This is a genomic window from Trichococcus patagoniensis (assembly GCF_003051085.1).
Lineage (GTDB): Bacteria > Bacillota > Bacilli > Lactobacillales > Aerococcaceae > Trichococcus > Trichococcus patagoniensis.
In genome coordinates this window covers 1-22,342 of the sequence record NZ_QAOM01000028.1, presented here as the reverse complement: position 1 = coordinate 22,342, position 22,342 = coordinate 1, and the positions used below count along the sequence as shown (strand labels likewise).

The 22,342-nt window shown below is 48.6% G+C and carries 23 protein-coding genes; 19 read left to right on the top strand and 4 right to left on the bottom strand.

What is annotated here, in order from left to right:
• Nucleotides 1-231: 231 nt before the first annotated feature.
• Nucleotides 232-687, bottom strand: coding sequence for an OsmC family protein (locus C8U37_RS13705; RefSeq protein WP_108033773.1), 456 nt, complete (start codon nucleotides 685-687; stop codon nucleotides 232-234).
• A 202-nt stretch (nucleotides 688-889) separates the two neighbouring features.
• On the opposite strand from C8U37_RS13705, the gene C8U37_RS13700 reads away from it, so the two are divergent.
• Complete coding sequence (locus C8U37_RS13700) at nucleotides 890-1,237, top strand: hypothetical protein (RefSeq protein WP_108033772.1); 348 nt, start codon at nucleotides 890-892, stop codon at nucleotides 1,235-1,237.
• An 85-nt stretch (nucleotides 1,238-1,322) separates the two neighbouring features.
• Here the strand turns inward: C8U37_RS13700 and C8U37_RS13695 are convergent, their stop codons facing one another.
• Complete coding sequence (locus tag C8U37_RS13695; RefSeq protein ID WP_170100315.1) at nucleotides 1,323-2,252, bottom strand: LysR family transcriptional regulator; 930 nt, start codon at nucleotides 2,250-2,252, stop codon at nucleotides 1,323-1,325.
• A 420-nt stretch (nucleotides 2,253-2,672) separates the two neighbouring features.
• Here C8U37_RS13695 and C8U37_RS13690 point away from each other — a divergent pair, with 420 nt between their 5' ends.
• The 3 genes from C8U37_RS13690 to C8U37_RS13680 all read left to right on the top strand — a co-directional run bounded on the left by C8U37_RS13690 (nucleotide 2,673) and on the right by C8U37_RS13680 (nucleotide 6,507).
• Nucleotides 2,673-3,608, top strand: coding sequence for a nitronate monooxygenase (locus tag C8U37_RS13690; protein WP_108033770.1), 936 nt, complete (start codon nucleotides 2,673-2,675; stop codon nucleotides 3,606-3,608).
• 84 nt (nucleotides 3,609-3,692) lie between these two features.
• On the top strand, nucleotides 3,693-5,261 hold the full coding sequence (locus C8U37_RS13685) for an acyl CoA:acetate/3-ketoacid CoA transferase (protein ID WP_108033769.1): 1,569 nt from the start codon (nucleotides 3,693-3,695) through the stop codon (nucleotides 5,259-5,261).
• A 13-nt stretch (nucleotides 5,262-5,274) separates the two neighbouring features.
• Complete coding sequence (locus tag C8U37_RS13680; RefSeq protein ID WP_108033782.1) at nucleotides 5,275-6,507, top strand: L-lactate MFS transporter; 1,233 nt, start codon at nucleotides 5,275-5,277, stop codon at nucleotides 6,505-6,507.
• 72 nt (nucleotides 6,508-6,579) lie between these two features.
• Here the strand turns inward: C8U37_RS13680 and C8U37_RS13675 are convergent, their stop codons facing one another.
• Nucleotides 6,580-7,134 (bottom strand): plasmid pRiA4b ORF-3 family protein, encoded by a 555-nt coding sequence (locus tag C8U37_RS13675; protein WP_108033768.1) that lies wholly within the window; start codon nucleotides 7,132-7,134, stop codon nucleotides 6,580-6,582.
• Nucleotides 7,135-7,301: 167 nt separating this feature from the next.
• Here C8U37_RS13675 and C8U37_RS13670 point away from each other — a divergent pair, with 167 nt between their 5' ends.
• The 6 genes from C8U37_RS13670 (at nucleotide 7,302) to C8U37_RS13645 (ending at nucleotide 14,110) form a co-directional block, all read left to right on the top strand.
• Nucleotides 7,302-7,640, top strand: a complete 339-nt coding sequence (locus tag C8U37_RS13670; protein WP_108033767.1) for a thioredoxin family protein — start codon at nucleotides 7,302-7,304, stop codon at nucleotides 7,638-7,640.
• A gap of 179 nt (nucleotides 7,641-7,819) precedes the next feature.
• Nucleotides 7,820-9,568, top strand: coding sequence for a sensor histidine kinase (locus C8U37_RS13665; RefSeq protein WP_108033766.1), 1,749 nt, complete (start codon nucleotides 7,820-7,822; stop codon nucleotides 9,566-9,568).
• 2 nt (nucleotides 9,569-9,570) lie between these two features.
• Nucleotides 9,571-10,305, top strand: coding sequence for a LytTR family transcriptional regulator DNA-binding domain-containing protein (locus C8U37_RS13660; RefSeq protein ID WP_108033765.1), 735 nt, complete (start codon nucleotides 9,571-9,573; stop codon nucleotides 10,303-10,305).
• A gap of 157 nt (nucleotides 10,306-10,462) precedes the next feature.
• Complete coding sequence (locus C8U37_RS13655; RefSeq protein WP_108033764.1) at nucleotides 10,463-11,968, top strand: carbon starvation CstA family protein; 1,506 nt, start codon at nucleotides 10,463-10,465, stop codon at nucleotides 11,966-11,968.
• A 234-nt stretch (nucleotides 11,969-12,202) separates the two neighbouring features.
• Nucleotides 12,203-12,583 carry a Na-translocating system protein MpsC family protein gene (locus C8U37_RS13650; protein ID WP_211306268.1) on the top strand — a complete coding sequence of 127 codons (381 nt, stop codon included), beginning with the start codon at nucleotides 12,203-12,205 and terminating at the stop codon, nucleotides 12,581-12,583.
• A gap of 168 nt (nucleotides 12,584-12,751) precedes the next feature.
• Nucleotides 12,752-14,110 (top strand): L-lactate MFS transporter, encoded by a 1,359-nt coding sequence (locus C8U37_RS13645; protein WP_108033780.1) that lies wholly within the window; start codon nucleotides 12,752-12,754, stop codon nucleotides 14,108-14,110.
• Nucleotides 14,111-14,193: 83 nt separating this feature from the next.
• Here C8U37_RS13645 and C8U37_RS13640 read toward each other — a convergent pair whose 3' ends face one another.
• Nucleotides 14,194-14,451 (bottom strand): hypothetical protein, encoded by a 258-nt coding sequence (locus tag C8U37_RS13640; protein ID WP_108033763.1) that lies wholly within the window; start codon nucleotides 14,449-14,451, stop codon nucleotides 14,194-14,196.
• Between the two features lie 335 nt (nucleotides 14,452-14,786).
• On the opposite strand from C8U37_RS13640, the gene C8U37_RS13635 reads away from it, so the two are divergent.
• From C8U37_RS13635 to C8U37_RS13595, 9 genes are all read left to right on the top strand, one after another.
• Entirely contained in the window at nucleotides 14,787-15,161 is a 375-nt protein-coding gene (locus tag C8U37_RS13635; protein ID WP_108033762.1) for a CidA/LrgA family protein, read from the top strand.
• Entirely contained in the window at nucleotides 15,151-15,849 is a 699-nt protein-coding gene (locus tag C8U37_RS13630; RefSeq protein WP_170100314.1) for an LrgB family protein, read from the top strand. Before C8U37_RS13635 ends, C8U37_RS13630 begins: the two co-directional genes overlap by 11 nt.
• 209 nt (nucleotides 15,850-16,058) lie before the next feature.
• Entirely contained in the window at nucleotides 16,059-16,814 is a 756-nt protein-coding gene (locus C8U37_RS13625) for a nucleoside phosphorylase (RefSeq protein WP_108033760.1), read from the top strand.
• 1 nt (nucleotide 16,815) lies between these two features.
• A complete protein-coding gene (locus C8U37_RS13620) occupies nucleotides 16,816-17,424 on the top strand; it encodes an ECF transporter S component (protein WP_108033759.1) in 609 nt (202 codons plus the stop codon).
• 12 nt (nucleotides 17,425-17,436) lie between these two features.
• Nucleotides 17,437-18,204: an energy-coupling factor transporter transmembrane component T family protein gene (locus tag C8U37_RS13615; protein WP_108033758.1), complete on the top strand. Its 768-nt coding sequence runs from the start codon at nucleotides 17,437-17,439 to the stop codon at nucleotides 18,202-18,204.
• Nucleotides 18,201-19,052: an energy-coupling factor ABC transporter ATP-binding protein gene (locus C8U37_RS13610; RefSeq protein ID WP_108033757.1), complete on the top strand. Its 852-nt coding sequence runs from the start codon at nucleotides 18,201-18,203 to the stop codon at nucleotides 19,050-19,052. Before C8U37_RS13615 ends, C8U37_RS13610 begins: the two co-directional genes overlap by 4 nt.
• Entirely contained in the window at nucleotides 19,045-19,854 is an 810-nt protein-coding gene (locus C8U37_RS13605) for an energy-coupling factor ABC transporter ATP-binding protein (protein ID WP_108033756.1), read from the top strand. Before C8U37_RS13610 ends, C8U37_RS13605 begins: the two co-directional genes overlap by 8 nt.
• A 272-nt stretch (nucleotides 19,855-20,126) precedes the next feature.
• Complete coding sequence (locus C8U37_RS13600) at nucleotides 20,127-20,561, top strand: MarR family winged helix-turn-helix transcriptional regulator (RefSeq protein WP_108033755.1); 435 nt, start codon at nucleotides 20,127-20,129, stop codon at nucleotides 20,559-20,561.
• Nucleotides 20,562-20,563: 2 nt separating this feature from the next.
• The gene (locus C8U37_RS13595; protein WP_108033754.1) at nucleotides 20,564-21,910 is read left to right on the top strand and encodes an MATE family efflux transporter; all 1,347 of its coding nucleotides are present in this window, start codon (nucleotides 20,564-20,566) and stop codon (nucleotides 21,908-21,910) included.
• The last annotated feature ends 432 nt before the right edge of the window (nucleotides 21,911-22,342 follow it).

Here is a 22,342-nt window from a genome sequence, read left to right as displayed (position 1 = left end):
CGGAGGCTTCGCCGGAGTTCAGGATGCATTCCGAGTTGCGATCTCCGATGAGTACGGCTTCGTCGAAGTTAAGTCCGATTGTTACCGGTGTACTCCGCGGTGAATGGTTCCCTCACCGGAGCTGCGCAAGCATTCCATCGGTCTCCTCAGGCCAGCAGCGGGCAACGAATTTATCAGAACCCAAAAAAGGGGGCGCCTCGAAATGAGACACCCCCTGTTTTTTCATACTTTTCAGTTGGTCCGGATCCACTGCGTCGACATGTCGACACCCGCATCCAGCATAAGGTTGTAGACGGGGCATCTTCTTTCGACTTCAGCCGCAAGCTTTTCGATGGCTTCATCGGTCTCGTCCGTCTCGATATGGTTCACGAGCGTGACTTCCTGGAAGTAGGTCCGGATATCATCCTCCCCGGCAAACCCGCGCGGATCAAAGGTGCCTTCGACGGTGAACGACAGGCTTCTGTAGGCGAGCCCTTGTTGTTCGGCTACATAATAGGCGATGATCGAGGTGCAGCCTGCCAACGAACTCAAAAGATATTCCAGTGGGTTGGGCCCTTTGTTGGCGCCGCCCAACCTTTCCGATTCATCCACAAAAAATTCGGGTAGATTACGGACTTTGACCGTAGTGGTGATGCCTTGGTTTGATTGGCCGGTTATTCTCAGTTTCGATAAGTTTGCTTCTGCCATCTCGATAACCCCGTTTCTTTTTTTGATAACGTTTACACATTTATTTTATCACAGCGGCCTGGGATAGGCGCAACAGAAGCCCTCATCCGCTCCTCGGAGGATGTCCAAAACAGCCCGCGAGTGGTATACTATTCTTGAAGAGAAAACTGCTGAAAGGCAAATGTTTGTTCACGTTTATTCATGAAGAAAAGGGGTTTTCTTAATGGAAAAGAAGGATTTAGAGTTGATATTGGCTAATTTCGGACCGGAAAAGGAATTCATCGGCGATGGCTATTTCCGCATCCGCGACAAAGGCAACGAGCATTATGAAATCGCCTACCTTGTCTCAGCATGTTGCGGAACGACAAACTACTTTCCGCAGATTGCTGTCCATATCGAGGGCGATAAAGTGGTTCCCGATTCCGTTCTGGATCTGGTATCCAATCCGGCAAAAATGCTCAGTTATTCACCTGAGACGAGCGCTGTGATGGAGCAGGAATTGGATAAACTTTGCCAAAAGTTTTTGGACATCAAAGGATTGAAAGCAGCGAACGTTGGAACACCAGACTGAGCTCTGGTGTTTTTTCATATTATAAAGTAAAAAAGGAGCAAAGAATGCGGAATGACGCACTCGTTTGCTCCTTTTTTTATTTATTTCAAATGGAATCGCTGTAAGCTTCCATCAGCTCTTTTGCCATATCGATCATGGCCAAGTCAACGGACGAAAGGGTCTTTTCTTTGCTGTAGGCGATGAAATAACGCGTATGGACGACGCTTGTTTCGATATAAAAAATATTGTAGCAGTCCATCAATTCGCTGTTGTTGAGCGCGCTCTTCGGCAAGAAAGTCAGTCCCATCCCTTTTCGCGCAAGCGCTGCCGCCGTGGAAATGTTCTGCGATTCCATCACGACGTCGGCCTTGATGTCCAGATGCTTCAGGAATTCATTGGCCTGTTTGCGGATCCCGGATTGGGAAGTGGTCAGCACATATTTTTCGTTCTTCAGCAGGTTCAAAGGATAAGGGAATTTTGCGATCTCCTTCAAGCCGGGTTGATACAGCGGACTTGTGTCCGGAACGATGACGCACCATTTGTCCTCAGCAAGCACGGTGTAGGAAAGTTGTTCGTTATGGATCGGCATCATGCCCAAGTAGAGGTCCACTTTATTTTCCAGCAGGTCCATTTCTGTCGTTTTGGCGTCCTGTTCCATGATTTTCAGGACGATGCCCGGATATTTTTCATGGAACTTCGGAAGGATCAACGGAAGCAGAAAAGAACCCATGATCGGATGGACACCGATACGAATCCGGCCGTACTTCAGCTTAGTTATCAGGGTCAATTCGTTAACCATATCTTCGTATTGGTTCTGCATCTTTTTCATGTGCGTCAGGAACCGCTCGCCGGCGTAGGTCAATTCCATCGGTGTCCGGTTGCGTTCGACCAATTTGGTTTGGAGCTCCTCTTCCAGTTTTGTGATGGTTTTGCTGAGGTAAGGTTGGGAAATATATAGAGACTTTGCCGCCTGAGTGAAGGTCCCTTCACTGACGATGGCATCCAGGTAGGCAATGATAGTGGTCTGTTGCAGCATTTTAATCATCCTTTCGATTGCGATATTCTACTGATGGTTATACTGGAAAACGATTAAGAATTGCAAGCGTTATTGTACCGTATTTTATGATTGTGAAAGATAAAATAATCACAATTATAACAGATAAGTTATGAATATGATAGCTATACAGAACAAAATAGGTATGGCCTATAACCGTCCCATGAAAAAACAGGTGTATTATTTTTGTTCATAAACACACTGATATCGGGCTTTTCATTCCGATTTTAATTATTTCTTATAACCAAACAGTTATGACAAACCGGTGAAGATTACTATTTCACAATTAATCGAATCAATTCTATAATGCAACTATAAAGAGAAAAGGTGAGCAAATGAATCGGCCACGTCAGCCGGATTTGCAAACTGTCACTCACAATTCAAGGAAGAAGGAAAAAATAGATGACAACAATATGCGAAATGCTAGGAATAAAATATCCGATTTTTCAAGGAGCGATGGCACGGATCGCAACAGCCGATATCGCTTCTGCCGTTTCGAATGCAGGCGGTCTCGGTATCATCGGTTCAGGCGGGATGACAGCAGATCAATTGCGCGCAGAAATTCAAAAATGCAAAAGCATGACGGATAAACCATTTGCGGTAAATTTGATGTTGATGATGCAAAATTGTCCGGAATTGGTGGATGTCGTGATTGAAGAAGGTATAAAAGTCGTTACAACTGGAGCAGGCACACCGAAGCCGTTCATGCCGAAATTCAAAGAGGCAGGGATCAAAGTGATTCCAGTAGTAGCATCCGTGAAACATGCGCAAAAAATGGAAGCTTTAGGTGCAGATGCCATAGTGGCTGAAGGAACGGAAGCGGGCGGACACGTCGGTGAAACAACGACTATGTGCTTAGTGCCACAAGTGGTAAGTGCAGTCAACATCCCTGTATTGGGAGCCGGCGGAGTCGGCGACGGCCGCGGAGTCGTTGCGATGTACGCGATGGGTGCCCAAGGGATCCAAGTCGGAACACTCTTCTTGTCAGCTGAAGAATGTCCGGTTCCGGATACATTCAAACAAGCCGTTCTGGATGCTGATGACACAGCTACAATCGTTACAGGACGCCGCAACGGAGCGCCTGTCCGTTCCATCAAAAACAAGATGCTTGCGAAGTTCCAGGAACTGGAAAACAACAATGCATCCCGTGATGAATTGGAAGAGTTGGCGCTGGGTTCATTGAGCAAAGCCGTATACGAAGGTGATGTCGAAAACGGATCGGTCATGGCCGGCCAAATCACCGGTATGGTCCGTGATATCCGTCCTGCCAAAGAAATCATCGAAACGTTGTTCAAGGACGCTGAAGCAATCGCAGCCTCATTGAAGATCGCTTACTAAGAAAAATTGAAAAGCTCAGATCAAGGCTGAGCTTTTTTCATAACATGTTTATGTGAATGAACGAACAAACAGGAGGGTACACTTATGACAAAAGTAATCACAGCTGCGGAAGCGGCAAAATTGATCAAAGACAACAGCACAGTGGCGTTGACCGGATTCGGCCTGGCCTGTGTGAACGAAGAAATGGCGATTTCCATCGAGGATCGCTTTAAAGCGGAAGGACATCCGAACAACCTGACAGTCATCCACGCGAGCGCTGTAGGGGATCGCCGCACAAAAGGGATGAGCCATCTTGCCCACGAAGGTCTGATCAAACGTTGGATTGGCGGCATCGTCAGTGCTTCTCCGCAACTTAGTGACTTGATTGTCGAAAATAAATGCGAAGCCTACAACCTTCCGCAAGGCGTCATCACACAACTGTACCGTGAAATCGCCGCAAAACGTCCGGGCTTGTTCACGAAAGTCGGCATGCGCACCTTTGTCGATCCGCGTCTGGAAGGCGGCAAGCTTTCCCCTCGCACGACCGAAGATATCGTCAAAGTGGTTGAAATCGAAAATGAAGAATGGCTGTTCTACCCGACTTTCCCGATCAATGTCGGTCTGATCCGCGGAACGGTAGCCGATGAAAAAGGCAACTTGACGCTTGAAAAAGAAGGTTTGCACATGGAAGTGCTGCCGGTCGCACAGGCTGTCAAAAACTCCGGCGGTATTGTGATCGCACAAGTGGAAACATTAGCAGCAGCAGGCACACTGCATCCTAAAGACGTAAAAGTACCGGGTATCATGGTCGACTACATTGTCGTGGCGCAGCCAGGCAATCAATTCCAAACAGAAAACACGGAGTATAATCCGGCTTTCTCCGGCGATACAAAAGTACCATTGGATGCTGTAACAGCACTTCCGTTGGATGCCCGTAAAGTGATCGCCCGCCGTGCAGCGATGGAGTTGGTTCCGTCTGCTGTCCTGAACCTTGGCGTAGGGATTCCTGTCAATGTCGCGACAGTAGGTGCCGAAGAAGGCATCAGCGACCAATTGGTGTTGACTACCGAAGCCGGATCAATCGGCGGCGTCCCTGCAGGCATGAAGGACTTCGGCCATGCCTTCAATAGCGAAGCGATCATGGATCACCATGCCCAATTCGACTTCTACGATGGCGGCGGCTTGGACTTATCCGTGTTGGGGCTTGCTCAGACCGATGCATACGGAAACGTGAATGTATCCAAGTTCGGCAACCGTGTCGCTGGTTGCGGCGGATTCATCAATATTTCCCAAGCTGCCAAAAAATTGGTGTTCGCAGGAACCTTTACTGCCGGCGGTTTGCAACAGGAAGTCAAAGATGGCCGTTTGACGATCATCCAGGAAGGGAAAGCGAAGAAATTCGTAGCTGAAGTCGAACAAGTGACTTTCAGTGGGGAATACGCGTCCGAAGTGGAACAGGAAGTATTGTATGTGACGGAACGTGCGGTATTCGACCTTGATAAAGGCAAATTGCGCCTGATCGAAATCGCGCCTGGTGTTGATCTGGAAAAAGATATTTTGGGACAAATGGGCTTCAAACCGGTGATTGCTGAAAATCTGAAAGTGATGAACGAAGGCATGTTCCGCGAAAATTGGGGAGAACTAAAAAACATCGTCATGGCGAATGGAAAATAAGGGAGTGTTGTTGATGAAAAAGGAAATTAATCGTTGGGCTGTCTTGATCAGCTCTATGGGTATCTTGATGTGTACGGGTGCAGTTTATGCTTTCAGCGTGTTGGCAGGACCGTTGTCTGCCGCAAGGGATTGGACAATGGCTGAGGTCATGGGCGCTTTCGCGATCAATGCGGCTTTGGGGCCGATTCCGATGATCTTGGGCGGCTTCTTGACCGACAAAGGTTGGTCGAAATGGAGCACGATGGCCGGAGCGGTATTGTTCGGTGTCGGTTTTGCTTTGGCGGGTACAGCCACAACTTTGACTGAATTGTACGTGTACTATGGTTTGATGGCCGGTTTCGGTCAAGGCTTCGCTTACTCAGGCTGCCTAAGCAACACAATCCGTTTCTTCCCGGATAGAAAAGGTTTGGCTTCCGGATTGATTACGGCAGGTATGGGTGGAGCGGCAATCATCGCAGCTCCGATTGCGAACCAACTGATCCAAAGCATTGGCGTTGCTGACACTTTCGTGCGGATGGGTATCGCCTACGCTATCATCAGCTTCACTTGCAGCCTCTTCATCAAGGTTGCTCCGAAAGATTATATGCCAAAAAATATGAACGCAGCGGCTACTGCAGCAGCGAATAAACCGGTTGTAAACAAGAACTGGAAAGAAATGCTGCAGGATCCAAAATTCTATATGATCATCCTGATGTTCGCCATGGGTGCTTTCTCAGGCTTGATGATCGCTTCAAACGCTTCTCCAATCGGACAATCCATGTTCGGCCTATCCGCAGCAGCGGCAGCCGTATATGTCAGCGTGTATTCTCTCAGCAATACAATGGGTCGCGTTATCTGGGGCGCTGTTTCCGACAAATTGGGCCAACCAACGACCATCAGCATCATGTACAGTGTCATCATTCTTACTTTCTTGATCCTTATTTTCGTAAAATCCATGTTCGGGTTTACCCTGGGTATCGTTGGTTTAGGCTTATGCTTCGGCGGTGTGATGGGCGTGTTCCCATCGTTGGTCATGGATAACTTCGGACCGAAATTCCAAGGCGTCAACTACGGTATCGTGTTCATCGGTTACTCGACATCCGCTTTCGTTGCACCTAAAGTAACAGCAGGAATCGCTGCTGCGAACAACGGTGACTTCACCAAAGCTTTCTATGTCGCTATCGTGGTTGCGGCTGCAGGGCTGATCCTGGATCTTGTTTACAAGAAAAAAACAGCAACTAAATCGATCACAGAAACGGTTCAATAAGAGAATAAACAAGAAAACACCTCCTGCTCTCATCAAATGCGAGCAGGAGGTGTTTTTTTGCTTGTCAGCTTTTCACAGATGACCGCCGTCATCTTCCCATTCATCTTCGTCGTCATCCAAAGCGATCCATTCATCTTCATCTAGCCCCGGCAGGCCTTCGCCTAACCCGCTGACGTTCAGATAGGCCAATTCCTCATTGATTGCTTTCGCAATTTCCCCAGAATCTTTATACGCAAGGTCGAGTGTGCCGTCCGTGATGTCCAGACGGGTATGGTCTTCCTCAGGCGCCAGATTCTCTGCACGCACGCAACGGGGATAGAGCACGTCCGGCTTCGCTTCGAAGGCCTTTTGCAGGATGATTTCATGCTCCCAGTTTTCTTCCATGTTGTACGTGTAAATGATTTTGTCGTCTTTTCCTTGAATGTGGTCCCGCAGACGATCGGGTTCTGCCAACGCCTCTTTATGCGGAGAGGCAAATCTGAAAGTATGAGGGTGCAGGTCGGACCAATTGAAGGCACTTTGGAGAATGAAATGCAGATCGGAGAAAGTAGTGTCGTCATCCAATTGTATGTCCCGCCAGACCGGTATACCGACATCCATAAGTGTAATCCTGAGTTCGAACATCATCTGAAAAACCACCTTTTTTGTTTTTAGTATAACGTTTTCATAAAGCAAGTTCAAATAACAGGACCTTTAATCGCCAGTGCTGAAAAATCCGTAAAATCCGCAAAACGGACTTATTCCGATTCGCGTGCTATAATTGCCACAAAAATAAAGAGGAAGAAGGTCAAATTGTGTTTTATCCAAATAATTTCCAACAAGCAACTTCAATAGAAGAAATCCGTCATTTCATCGCTGATAACAAATTCGCGTTTGTTTATATTTCCCGGACCAACTGCGGTGTCTGCCATGCGGTCCAGCCGCAAGTGCAGGAGATGCTGGAAGAGTTCCCGGCAATCAAAGCGATCCAGGCCAACGCCGATGACATCCCGGAAGTCGCGGGCGAATTCACCGTCTTCACCGTTCCGGCATTGCTGTTGTTCATCGAAGGCAAAGAGATGATCCGCGAAGCCCGCTTCGTGGTGATGGACGAGCTGCATCACCAATTCCAGAGGATTGCGCATAACTTCTGACGCCGTTGTCTCACGAAATGAATGATTGAAAAAGGACCAATAGCCCAAAGCTGCGACGCTTGGGTTATTGGTCCTTTATCCCGTACTGAGATTCTCCGGAATCGAATAGCGGTTTATGGGCGTAAATCTGTTGTTTCTGGTGTAAACTAAAGATAATCATTTTCCGGAAAGGAGCGGCCATGTTTAATCTATTCATTTTGATATTGGAGCGAGTCGGGCTGATCATCATATTGGCCTACCTTTTGATGAATACCCACTATTTCAGGGACAAATTGGGCGAACGTCAACGCTTGAGCACCAAAGTGGCACTGATTGTCGTATTCGGAATATTCGCGGTCATCTCGAACTATACAGGTGTTGAAATCAGTCAAGACCAAATCATATCCGACCAGGTACTGATGAAACTTTCGGAGGGGGCGTCCTTGGCGAATACGCGGGTTCTCACGATCGGCGTTGCCGGCTTGATCGGCGGGCCATTGGTCGGCACATCCGTCGGCATCATCTCGGGCATCATCCGTTTTTTCCAAGGCGGAGAAGAGGCCTATATTTATGTGATTTCTTCCATCTTGATTGGGCTCATTTCCGGCTTTTATGGAGCCCGGACGATGCGGAAAAATGCGTATCCTTCTGCAAAAGAGGGCTTTACGATCGGAGCCGTTACGGAAGGTGTCCAAATGCTCAGCATCCTGTTGCTGAGCCGAGATTTTGAGGCGGCCTGGGATTTGGTGACGTTCATTGCCTTCCCCATGATCCTCGTAAACAGCATGGGGACCGGCATTTTCCTTTCCATCATCGGCTCCACGCTGCGCCAAGTCGAACAGACGAAAGCAGTGCAGACGCATGATGTGCTCCAATTGGCGAATCGAACGATGCCTTATTTCCGTTCCGGCATGAACGAAGCATCGTGCACGGAAGCGGCAAAAATCATCCAACAATTGATGAAGGTATCCGCCGTAAGCATCACCAATACTGAACGGATTTTGGCCTATGTAGGCGCAGCCAGCGACCACCACATCGCCTCGAATGAAATATTGACCGAGTTGTCCAAGGAAGTGCTGCGGACAGGGGGAATCAGGGAGGTCCATTCCCATGACGAAATCGGCTGCAATCATCCGGGCTGTCCTTTGCAAGCGGCGCTTGTCATTCCGTTGAAAGCGCAAGGGAAAACGATCGGTACCTTGAAGTTGTATTTCACGGATGCCACGAAGCTGACATTTGTCGAAAGGCAGTTGACGGAAGGCCTCGGCAACATCTTCTCCAGCCAAATCGAGTTGGGCGAGATCGAACTGCAGAGCAAGTTGCTGCAGGATGCCGAAATCAAATCCTTGCAGGCGCAAGTGAATCCGCATTTCTTCTTCAATGCCATCAATACGGTATCCGCCTTGATTCGGGTGGACAGCGAACAGGCGCGCAGGCTGCTGCTCCAACTCAGCAATTTTTTCCGGGCCAATCTGCAGGGAGCCCGTACAAACCTGATTCCGTTGATGAAGGAGCTTACGCAAGTGGAAGCCTACCGTTCGTTGGAGCAGGCCCGTTTCCCGGATCGCTACCAAGTCGACATTTCCATCGAAGAAGGCATGGAAGAGGTGCTGTTGCCGCCTTTCCTGATCCAGATTCTGTTGGAGAACGCGTTCAAGCATGCTTTCGGCAGCCGGAAGACCGATAATCGGGTATGGATAGATGTGAAAAACAGTCCTGACGGGGTATTCATTTCCGTCCGGGACAACGGGGAAGGCATCGACGCCAATCGCTTGGAGAAATTAGGCAAAGAAACACTGCCATCGCTGGAAGGCACCGGGTCGGCATTGGAAAATCTGAACAAACGGCTGATCAGCCTGTTCGGCGAAGCGGCCAAACTGCATTTCGTATCTGCACCAACAGGAACGACCGTCTATTGTACGGTACCTTATCAAGAAAGGGGGGAATGAGTATGCGGGTATTGATTGTGGATGACGAACCATTGGCAAGGGATGAACTGGCCTACCTGCTTGGGAAATGTGAGGGCGTGAGCGCCATCGCCCAAGTGGATTCGATCGAGGAAGCACTCGGGGCGATGCTGGAGGAGCCGGTGGACCTGCTGTTTTTGGACATCCACCTGACGAATGAGAGCGGCCTCTCGCTGGCTGGCAAGATCAATAAACTGAAGAAACCGCCGCTGATCATTTTCGCTACGGCCTATGACGACTATGCTGTCAAAGCGTTTGAACTGAATGCGACCGATTACGTGTTAAAGCCTTTTGAACTGGAACGGATCCAGCAAGCGGTCAAAAAAGCTTACGGACAGCACAAAAGGCAGCACAGCAGTGGAGCGGAACCTGCGAAGCCAAAGGGTGACGGCCTACAGGTGCTGCCCATCCAGATGGACGAGCGGATCTATATGCTGCAAGTCCCGGAAATCATCGCCATCGGAATTGAGAACGGCGAAACGACGATCTATACGAAAAATATGGAGTACATCATTCACGAGCCGCTCAGTGCGCTGGAGAAAAAAATCGGCGGACATCCTTTCCTGAGGGTTCACCGCGCCTTTCTCATCAATCTGAAGGAAATCAAGGAAATCCAGCCATGGTTCAACCATACTTTTCAGCTGACGATGAGTAACGGCCTGAAGATACCCGTCAGCCGTTCTTATATGAAGGATTTCAAAGAAAAAACAGGCATCTGATCAAAAAATAAATGAATTTCAGAACTGCGGGCGTGCAACTCAGCCTGCGGTTTTGTCGTTTCGGGTCCAATTGACCCAAAATTTCCTTTTTCTCAAGTAAAGTAGGGACATAGAAAGAACGTGTTGGCCGCACACCTATTTTGAAGGAGGAAAAAAGATGCTTACTTTACTTGGAGGAATCGCGTTACTGATTTTAGGTTACTTTACCTACGGACGCTACATCGAAAAGAACTTTTCCATCGATCCGGAACGCCAGACGCCCGCAGAAGCACTGAAGGACGGCTATGACTTTGTCCCGATGTCAAAATCAAAAAATGCCATCATTGAATTGTTGAATATTGCCGGAACGGGTCCTATTTTCGGCCCGATTATGGGAGCGCTTTACGGGCCTGTCGCCTATATCTGGATCGTCGTCGGCTGTATCTTCGGAGGAGCCGTCCACGACTACATGATCGGGATGATTTCCTTGCGCAATGATGGAGCCCACTTACCGGAGTTGGCCAGCAAATATCTGGGCAAACCGGTCAAGCACGTCGTCAACATCTTCGCCATGCTGCTGTTGCTGCTGGTGGCTACAGTCTTTGTTATCTCGCCCGCCAATCTGATCGCCAGCATCACGCCCGATTGGATGACGATTGGCATCATTACGTTTTTGATCTTTGCTTACTATCTCATCTCCACTATCCTGCCGATCGACAAGGCGATGGGCAAGGTTTACCCTTGGTTCGGCGCAATCCTGATCATCAGCACGATCGCCATCGGCATAAGCTTGCTGACGGGTGGCCATAACCTGCCTGAATTGACGATGAGCACTATGCAGAATTTCCATCCGAAAGGTACGCCGATTTTCCCGGCAATCTTCTTTACGATTTCCTGCGGGGCCATTTCCGGGTTCCATGCGACCCAAGCACCAATGGTCTCACGGACATCCACAAATGAGCGCGAAGGCCGCTTCCTTTTCTACGGCATGATGATCGCTGAGGGCGTCATCGCTATGATCTGGGCTGGAGCTTCCATGGCTTTATTCGATGGCCAAACCTTGAGCCAAATGATCGATGCCGGTACGCCATCAGCTGTCGTCAACCAAGTTTCCACGCTGTTGTTGGGCAATGTATTCGGTACGATTGCCATCATAGGCGTCATCGTCCTGCCAATTTCTTCAGGACTCTCCGCCTTCAGAAGTCTGCGCACGATTTTGGCTGACTACATGAACATCAAACAGGATTCGATGAAAAAGATTCTGATGCTGACGATTCCGTTGTTTGTCATCTCTTTCTTCCTGACGAAAGTGGATTTCAACTTGATCTGGAGATACTTCAACTGGGCGAACCAAGTTACAGCCGTTATCGCCTTGCTGATGTCGACGCGTTACCTGTATCTGAAAAACAAAAATTACTTGGTTACCTTATTGCCTGCAACCTTCATGCTGTATGCCTGCGTCGTCTATATCCTGAGTGAACCGATTGGCTTCCGGATGGGGCTGCAGACGGCCACTTACCTGGTGGGATTGGTCGCAACCGTTGCGATCCTGGCGCTTTACTGGACAACCGGCGTGAAACAGAAAGCTGCATTGGATCCGGAATCGGAACTGTTGAACGATCATCTGCCGATCGGAACGTTTGCTTCCGCCGATGAAGCCCCGGCTGTAGCAGTAGCAAAATAAGCGCAGCTTCCAGCTGGAAAAGAACTTATTGAAGAAACTCTCCTGAGACCACACAGGCCTTAGGGGAGTTTTTGGCTGCAGCTACCTTTTCAAATCTTCTGCACCGGTCGTTACGCTTATCCTTATCCTTATTCGGGACAGAGGGCTACTTGTTGACGACAATATGTCGGTGTGATATAGTTTTGGCTGTAAGAAACGTTTCCCAACTTTCATATGATTTAGGGGTTGAAGCGCATGGCATACACTGGAAGTTCAATGACAAAAGGACAAATCGAATCGAAATTGAGCGAAGCGATCAGTAAGTTTGAGATTGAACAAATGGGTAGGGGGCCGGAGAAAATCCGGACCGTCATCTTTCAGGATTTGATCCTGATAAGGCTCAATGGTTTCTTGAGTATATCTGAGAAAAACTTGGCCAAAAACCCGGGTGGAATCCAGCTGATAAAAAATGCTCGGACCGCATTGTTTGAGAATGCACGGGAAGAACTCGAAGCAACAATCAAAACAGTGCTTGATGTGAATATCGTAAGTACCTATTCCGATGTCAGCACCAAGACGGGTGAAAAAATCATCGCAATAGTCATAGACCAAGATATAGAAAAATTGATGAAGTAAATACGGAAGATGCAACGAAAGGCAAGTAGCCAGTCGACGCGTAAGCCAATAGCAAGTACTCCAGCGAGGGGTTCTTGTTATTGGCTTTTTTTTGCAGATCGGCATGTCAGTAAGAAAATGTTGCCGGCAATTATATGGATATTAAATGGAAAGAAGGTTGGGATGCAGATGCAACAGAAAGTAATAGCAGAAAAGAAAGTGATGTCAAAGGCCAGATGGCTGTATGTAATTTTGGGGCTGGTGATCATGATGGCGCTTGGGACAGTGTATTCCTGGAGTGTTTTCCGTTTGCCGGTGGAGGCGTTGTATGCTGTCGGGGCTGCCCAAAGCGGATTACCCTACATGACGGCACTATTGTTTTATTCCCTGTTCATGTTTTTGACCGGGAGGTTTTTTAATACTTGGAGTCCGAGAAAAACCATTTTGACGGGGGTGGTCTTAGTTTCGATTGGCTGGATTTTATCGGCGTTCGCCCCGAATATCCAAGTATTGACTGTTACTTACGGTGTGATAAGTGGCGCAGGGGTCGGGATAGCCTACGGCGCCCCATTAACGGTAGTGACCAGATGGTTCCCAGAAAAAAAGGGTCTTGTGATTGGGTTGGTGCTACTCGGATTCGGACTGTCGCCATTGCTGACTGCGCCGCTTGCTAGGGAATTAGTTGAACAGTACGGAGTGACAAAAACATTTCTCATATTGGGAGTCGTCTTTGGAGTGCTGTTGCCTGTGCTGGCGATGCCGTTCAAGTATCCTGAAGCGGATTGTACTGAGGAGGCGGAGGTTCTCGGAGCGGAGTCGAGGGAAAACAATATGGATAGCGCCAAAATGGTCAGATCCGCCAACTTCAAGGGGCTTTATTTCAATTTTATTATCGGAACGATGATTGGACTGATGATGATAGGTTTGACGAGCAGCATCGGCATTGAGCTGATAGGGATGGCGCAAAAGGATGTGGTGCTGTTTATATCCATGTTTGCAGTGTTCAATGGTATCGGACGTCCGGTGTTCGGATGGCTGACGGACAGGTTATCGGCGAAGAAGGCGATGCTCTTTTCCTACGCTCAAATCATTCTGGCGGCCTCTTTGATGGTGTTGGCAAAAAACGGCAGCGTCGTTTTGTTTGTCGCAGCCTTTTCCATATTTTGGTTCAATGTTGGAGGCTGGTTGGCGATAGCGCCCACTGCCACTAACAACATGTACGGCCCAAAGCATTACAGCCAAAACTATGGCGTCGTATTTACAGCATACGGAATAGGTGCTGTTTTGGGGGTAGGCAGTTCGGGGTTGTTGCTGGATACTTTCCAGAATTACGACTACATATTCTACCTGGTGATCGCTTCATGTCTAATCGGCTATCTGTTGACGCTGATACTTTTTAAGGTAGAAGAGGGAAGACAAGCCGAACAGACAACAGCAAAACATTTACCTGATTGGGCTGGCCACAACAACAGCGATCAGAGTGTTCCGTTGGACGAATGGCGTGAAACTGATAGTAAAATTGGAGCTGGAATCGGAACTGCCGAATGATCGGCTTTCGATTGATACATGGATAAAAAGCGAAACTCCCCGAAGGAGCCCTGCACTGATGCAGATCCTTCGGGGAGTTTTTTCTATAGATATTGTTTTAAGGATTCGGCGATGTCTTCAAGCATAGCCAATTCATCATTTGACGGGTTTTCCAACGTAATCAAGGCTTCCTCAGCGCGGGCTGTAGCATTGCCCTCTGCATCTGTTGTTACATCCAGTATCAGCAGTTCGGCATAAAGGTCATCCAAATCCCTTTGCGGTTGCACGAAGAATTCAAACGTTCCTTCGGGATGGCTTGCTTTGAATGCTTCAATCTTTTCAATTAATTTTTCTAAGTTCATTTATTCCTGCCTTCTTTCTGTTCAGGGTCATTTGCTGCACGGCTTATTATACCTCATTAACCCATCGTATGTATCGCGTAACAGGTATAAACCGATACGAAAAGCAAGATTTTGGGTTGCGGAATATATCGTTTCGGATCGTAAGCCGGTATACTGGATAGTGAAAAAGTATACTTGCAGAGGTAGACCAGTCCGGAGGTTCCTTCAAGATTTGGGCAACTAGGACAACTTAATTTGTGCTTTTGTCAGAATGCATCTTTTCAATTAGGCCTGGGCTGATATGATTAAACAATAGAATTTCGGATTAATTCGGACAAGGAGGGATCCACTTCATCATGCACTATTTAAAACAATTTACCGTGATCATCGCTATTTCAGCTATAAGCGAACTGTTGGCCATTTTCATTCCGCTGCCCATTCCGGCAAGCATCTACGGCATGACGTTGCTTTTCCTGCTGCTGATGACGGGTGTGTTGAAACTCAACCAAGTGGAAAGTGCCGCCAATCTGCTGTTGGGTATCATGCCTGCTCTGTTCGTAGTGAGCGGTGCCGGACTCATCACGTCCTACGAGCAAATTGCCGAAAACTTTGCCAGCTGGGTAGCCGTCAATATCGGCTCGACCATCGTAATTTTGGCGACTACCGGGCTTCTGGCGCAGGGTCTGATCCGAAGAAAAATAGCGAAGGGGGATGTCGCGGATGCTGAATGAATTATTGGAGACGACGAAATATCTAGGGCTGGCTGTCAGCTTGGGGGCATTTATGATCGGTTTGAAGCTGAGCAAAAAATATCCCTATGCCTTCACGAATCCTTTGTTGATCGGGACAATCTTGGTTATCGGCTTAATCCTTGTGCTGGATATTGAAGTTGCGAATTTTCAGAAAAGTGCGCAGGTGCTTTCCGACCTCTTGACGCCTGCCACCATTTGTCTAGCTGTTCCGGTTTATCGGCAGTTCAAGATCTTGCGCGAAAACAGTTGGGTTGTCTTAATCAGTTGCTTGGTGGGGATGATCAGCGGCCTGGTCACGATCATCGGCTTGGCCTTGATCCTTCAGATGAGTGAAACCACGACTCTGTCAACTTTGGCACGCTCAATTACGATGGCAATCGCATTGGACACGACCGAACTGATCGGCGGGGTCGCCGGCATCATAGTGGCAGGAGTCATCTTCGCCGGTATTTTCGGAACGGTGGTTTCCAACCTGATATTCAGAATCTTCAGGATCGAAGAACCGATTGCGAAAGGGTTGGCCATGGGTGCGGCTTCCCACGCCATGGGGACGGCAGAATCGTTGAAGGCGAGCGAGTTGCAGGGCGCCATGAGCAGTTTGGCGATGGTTGTCTCTGGGGTCATGATGGTAGGGTTGATCCCGCTTGCGGCGTTGTTCGTCCAGTAAATCCAATAACTAAGAAAGCAGAAGAAGCAGTCCTCTACTGAAAAGAGACTGCTTCTTTTTATTGCACCGCAAAGGCCATTTTTCCATCAAGGGTTATCCGATGCCAGACGTTGGGCTCTGTGCTATACTGAGTTCATAATGGGTATCAGTATCTTGAAGTTTTGTCTGGTTATTCCGGATTCGAACATTGCGAAAAGGACGGTGGGAAAATGGAACAAACACTGCAAGCGCACATTCAATTATCAGCCGGTCTGGATGTGAAATATGCGCTACTGCCGGGTGATCCAGCCCGTGTGGAAAGAGCGAAGTTGCTGTTGGATGATCCGGTCGATTTGGCGTTCAACCGCGAATACAAAAGTGTTCTGGGAACCTATAAAGGGATGAAGGTGTTGATCATTTCCTCCGGTATCGGGGGGCCGTCCGCAGCGATAGCCGTGGAAGAATTGGCGAGGATCGGGATAGAAGGCATCATCCGGATCGGCAGCTGCGGATCCTTGCATCCGGAAGCGCATCTGGGCGATGTGATCATCGCCACGGCAGCGGTCAGGGATGACGGCGCCAGCAAAGCCTATGTCGACCTCGGTTATCCCGCCGTTGCCGATCTGGATTTGTTGACCCGACTCAAGGCAATCGCAGATACGCAGCGGATCCCTCACCGAATCGGGATTGTCCGCAGCCACGACAGTTTCTACACCGCCCGCGAAGCGCAACTTACTGCTTATTGGAGCGGCAACGGCATCATCGGGTCTGATATGGAAACAGCCACTTTGTTCGTTGTCGGGGCACTGAGAGGGTTGAAGACCGCTTCGTTGCTGAATGTCGTCGTCGGTCCGGATGAAGGGATGGAAGAAGGCGTCCGTCAATTCGTTTCAGGAGAGGCAGCCACCCGTCAAGGGGAAAAGAATCAAATCAAACTGGCATTATCCGCTTTTTATGCGTGGCATCAGGCAAAAGGAGGAGAATAGAATGAATGCAGAAACAAAAAGGAAACTGAGTTATAAGTTGTCGACCGCTTCCATCGTTTTGATCCCGATCGCGATCGGAATCAATTATCTCGGCAAATACATCGCGGGCGTATTGCGTCTGCCGCTTTGGTTGGACTCGATCGGAACGGTATTGTCCGGTATGCTGGCGGGGCCGGTCATCGGTGCTGCTTCCGGGATCATCAACAACGTCATCTATGGTGTGACGGCCGATCCAATTTCTACAGTGTACGCGGTCACAAGCGCAGTCATCGGTTTGCTGGCGGGTTTTTTTGCCGCTAAAGGGTGGTTCAAGGACATAAAGACAGTGTTGTTGGCCGGGTTGATCATCGGGGTGGTTGCGGCCACTGTTTCGACGCCGTTGAATATCCTCTTCTGGGGCGGCCAGACCGGGAATGTCTGGGGGGATGCCTTGTACGCTTTGTTGATTTCGAACGGGCAACCGCAATGGCTGGCTTCTTTCTTGGACAGCATCGTTGTCGATGTGCCGGATAAACTTGTGACAGTACTCATCAGTTACTTTATCTTCAAGGGCTTGCCGAAGAAACTGACGAACACTTTCCTGAAGGATGGCGCGATAGAAGAATTATAGGGGCTGATTTGAATGGATGCACTGACATTGTATGTGCCGCGCAACTCGCCGATCCATCGCTTGGATCCGTTGACGAAGATGCTTTACATCATCGTAAGCATCGCCGCGGCCTATTTATTGGATAATCTCTGGGAAGTCGCGGCAGTCATGCTGACCAGTTTTGCTATCTTACTGGTGGGGAAAGTTTTCCGCAATATTTTGCCGGTGGTCGCGCTCAGTTTTTTATTGATTCTGTCGATTGTCATCGTGCAGGGATTTTTCAATCCCGCCAATGCAACGTTGCTCTATGAATTGGGTCCGATAAAATTCTACAAAGAGGGGCTGGTTATCGCCTTGCGTCTGACCATGCGCGTCATCAATATGGTCTGTGCCTTTGGGGTATTGGTGCTGACGACTTCGCCGACGGAACTTGTTGAACGGCTGCAACAGAAAGGCATGTCGCCGAAAATCGGCTATGTCATCCTTTCGGTCCTGCAGATCATCCCGCAGCTTCGGGGCACGTATGCCAAAATTCAGGATGCACAACGGTCGCGCGGGATGGAGACTGAAGGCAATCTGATTGTCCGGATAAAAGCATTTTTCCCTCTATTGGGCCCGGTCATTCTGAACGCATTGAACGATACCCGGGAAAGAGCGATAGCGCTCGATGTGCGGGGCTTCGACAGGGACACGCCGAAAACCTATCTGAATGAAGCGAAGTCCTATCGTTATAGTACCTTGTTGAATGTTCTGCTGCTGTTGATTCTGGTTGGTTTGATCGTCTGGAGGCTGATGGGATGAGCATGATAGAAGTGAAGGATCTGAAATATCGCTATCCCGACACGACCAAATTGGCGTTGGACGGCATCAGTTTTTCGGTCGAAGAGGGTGAATTCATCGGACTGATTGGAAGGAACACCGCCGGCAAATCGACGTTATGCTATGCATTGAGCGGATTGGTTCCGCATTTTTTCAAAGGTGCCTACGGCGGATCGGTGGAGGTGGCTGGGTTGGATGTGCGCACGACGGATGTGAGCGAAGTCACTGCCGCAGCCGGATTGGTGTTCGAAAATCCGTTTTCCCAGATCACCGGCTCGCGTTTTACGGTCTATGAGGAAATCGCCTTTGGTCTGGAGAACATGGGACTGCCGCGCGACGAAATAATCAAGCGGATCGAAGAAAGCCTGGACTTGCTGGATATCCGTAAGGTGAAGGACAAGAATCCGTTCGATCTTTCCGGCGGGCAAATGCAGCGGGTTGCGATCGCAGGTGTAGTCGCGATGAAGCCGAAAGTGTTGATTCTGGATGAACCGACTTCCCAACTGGATCCGCAAGGGTCGGAGGAGGTCTTCAAGGTGGTGGAAAGCCTCACGAAAGAAGGCATCACGATTATCATGGCCGAGCAGAAAATGGAAAAAATCGCACAGTATGCCGATCGTGTCTTGCTATTGGATGATGCCAAGTTGATCGCTTACGATACACCCGAAGCCATTTTTTCACGGGCTGATTTGGCTGCTCTCGGGGTACAACCGCCCGCTGTGACCGCGATCGCCCGCCATTTGAACAAGCGGAAAGCCAATGGGCATTACCCTGTGGAATTGGAAGAGCTGAAACGATTGCTGGCGGAAGAAGGTGTGTATCATGAGTGAACTGCGAATCGAAAAGCTGCATTTTGCCTATGATAAAGCGACGCCCGTCATAAAAGGCATCGATCTGGTCTTGGATGACCGGACAACAGCCATCATCGGGCAGAATGGCTCAGGGAAAACGACCTTCGTGAAACTGCTGAAGGGGCTGTTGCGCCCCTATTCCGGCAGGATTCTGCTGGACGGCGCCGATATAGCGACGATGACAGTCGCCCAGATCGCCAAGAAAATCGGTCTGGTTTTTCAGAATCCCGATGACCAGATTTTCAAACAGACGGTCCTGGATGAGGTCATGGTCGGGCCGTTGAACATCGGCCAGTCCTTGGATCAGGCACGAAGTAGTTCCCGCGCGGCTTTGGAGCAAGTGCAATTGGCTGATGTTGAACAGGTGAACCCATACGATCTCAATTTAGCACAAAGAAAGATGGTGGCAGTGGCTTCGATTTTGGCAATGGACACGCCTGTCGTCATTTTCGATGAACCCACGATGGGCCAGGATGTTGCCGGAAAAGCCATCATCAAAAAGGTGATCGAAGACCTTCATGAAGAGGGGAAAGCCGTCTTCTGCATTCTGCATGACATGGACTTTGCGGCGGCCGTTTTTGAACGGGTCGTCGTATTCAGTCAAGGACAGCTGCTGCTCGAAGGCGACGCAAGGGAGGTCTTCAGCAAAAAGGAACTCCTGCAGCAAGCCTATTTGGATCAGCCGCAGGCCATGAAGATAGCACAGGTATTGGGCATCCCTGGGAACCTCCTCACAGTGGAAGAAGTGGAGGCTGCATTGAAAGAGGGCGTAAATCAATAAGGACGCAACGCAAAGAAGCCACACACGCTGTTTATTCAGCGGGTGCGGCTTCTTTGCGATTAAAGCATATTGTTACCGTTACCCAGCGGCCTGGCAGCTGTGAATTCAACTGGTTCTCCGGTGAATAGAGGCTTCGCCGTAGTTCCACTGGTATTTTTTTGATGTATGATACTGGGCGTTGATGCTGTTGGAAATTTCATGAGGAATGGTTTACAAGTGAACTGATTAACGGTAAGATGGTTTCAGTTTGAATGGATGAGGGGAAATAAAAAATGAAAGAAAAAAAGAATCTGCTGCTCAGTCTTGCAAAACTGTCGAGAATGTACCGAGCAGAAGTGAAGGATGAGATGTCCGATTTGGATTTTTCGCCGAACGAATTGGATCTGATCACTTTTTTGTCGAACAACGAAACGGATACTTCCAAAGAAATAGCTGATTTTCTGGGGCTATCAAAGTCCTTGATTGCCAGATCGGTCGATTCGCTTGTTACGAAAGGTTACTTAGTGACTCGGGTAGATGACGGGGATCGTCGCTACATCCATCTGGTATTGACCGAACAGGCAAAGCCGATAGCAGAGCGATTACGGAATCGCAGAAAACAGTTTATCGCATCAATGACGGAAGAAATCAGTCAAGAGCAATTCGAACAGTTTGAAGGAATGCTCGAAAAGATGATAGTGAATGCAGAACGAAAGCAGGAGGAATGATTATGCAGGAAATGAAAGAATCGAGGATGGGCACCGAAAAAATCCCCAAACTGATGATGGAACTGGCCATCCCGAGCATCATTGCCCAAGTCATCAATATCCTGTACAACATTGTGGATAGGATGTACATCGGGCATATCCCCGAGGTGGGGGCTGTTGCGTTGACCGGTCTGGGCATCAGCGCCCCGCTTGTGCTGATCATTGCTGCTTTCAGCAGCTTTGCCGGCGGTGGAGGTGCCCCGTTGGCGGCGATAGCGTTGGGAAGAAATGACAAAGATGAGGCAGAAAAAATTCTCGGCAATGCTTTTTCGATGCTGTCGCTCATGGCGATCATTCTGACTATCGTTTTCGCCTTGATAAAAGAGCCCTTATTATACTTATTCGGTGCCAGCGAGGTTACCTTCAAATATGCGAATGACTATACTTCCATCTATATAATGGGCACGATTTTTGTCCAATATGCGTTGGGATTGAATCTGTTCATCACCAGCCAAGGCAAAACCAAAATTGCCATGTTTTCGGTATTGATCGGTGCCATCGCCAATATCATCCTGGATCCGATTTTTATTTTTGGGTTCGATATGGGTGTGAAAGGTGCAGCAATCGCTACGGTCATTTCCCAAGCTCTGAGCGCATTTTACGTCCTGCGATTCCTGATTTCCGAGCACTCGCTTATCCGGGTCCGCAAGCAGAACTTGAGATTACAGGTCGGACTGATAAAAAAAATTGTGTCTCTAGGGATTTCACCGTTCATTATGCAGGCGACGGAAAGTGCAATCGTAATTGTCTTTAACACGGGTCTGCTGAAATATGGCGGCGATCTTTACGTCGGCTCCATGACGATCATGCAAAGCATTATGCAATTGCTGACAGTTCCTGTACAAGGTTTTACGCAAGGTGTTCAACCGATCATCAGCTATAATTATGGTGCGGGGCACTTCAAACGGGTGAGGGAGACTGTGCGTCATTCCATGAAGGTAACGGTCGCACTGACTGCCTCCTACTTTCTGTTGGTGTTGCTCGTGCCAGGTTTATTCGCCCGCATCTTTACGACTGATCCGGACTTGTTGGCGTTGGTCACCCGTATTCTTCCAATATACATGGGGGGCATGTGGCTGTTCGGGGTGCAGATGAGCGCGCAAATGTTTTTTGTGGGAGTGGGCGAGGCGAAAAAATCACTTTTTATCGCCTTGCTGCGCAAAGTGATCATCCTGATTCCATTGGCGCTTATTCTACCCAACTATTTCGATGTGATGGGAATCTACTACGCGGAACCGATAGCGGACATCCTGTCTGCGACGACATCCGGCATACTTTTGTATATGACTTTGAAGAAATTGCCAAGATGAAGATCCCGGCTTCAATGTATCTTTTCCTGAATAAAATGAAGAAAAAATGGACTGACTCAAAAAACGGGACAGTCCATTTTATTAGGTATCCCCAAAAATTCAAAAAAAGAATTGACAATGACTGCAGAAGAGTGATAGTATAAATGAGTTGTCTGAAGTGCCAATCAATTAAATGCAAGAAAAATGTTGACAGGATGACTTAGGAATGATAATATATAAAAGTTGCTGATCGGGATATTTTGAGCCAAGAATAATAAGAATAAATAATTCAAAAAAGTTCTTGACGAAATCGAGAAGTTGCGATATTATTAATTAGCTGTCACGTAACAAGTGATACACGATTGACCTTTGAAAACTGAATAAAGAATGAACGAACCAAATGTGCAAGGAGCTTAGACTTCGGTCGAAGCAAACGAAGACGATACTTTGTAT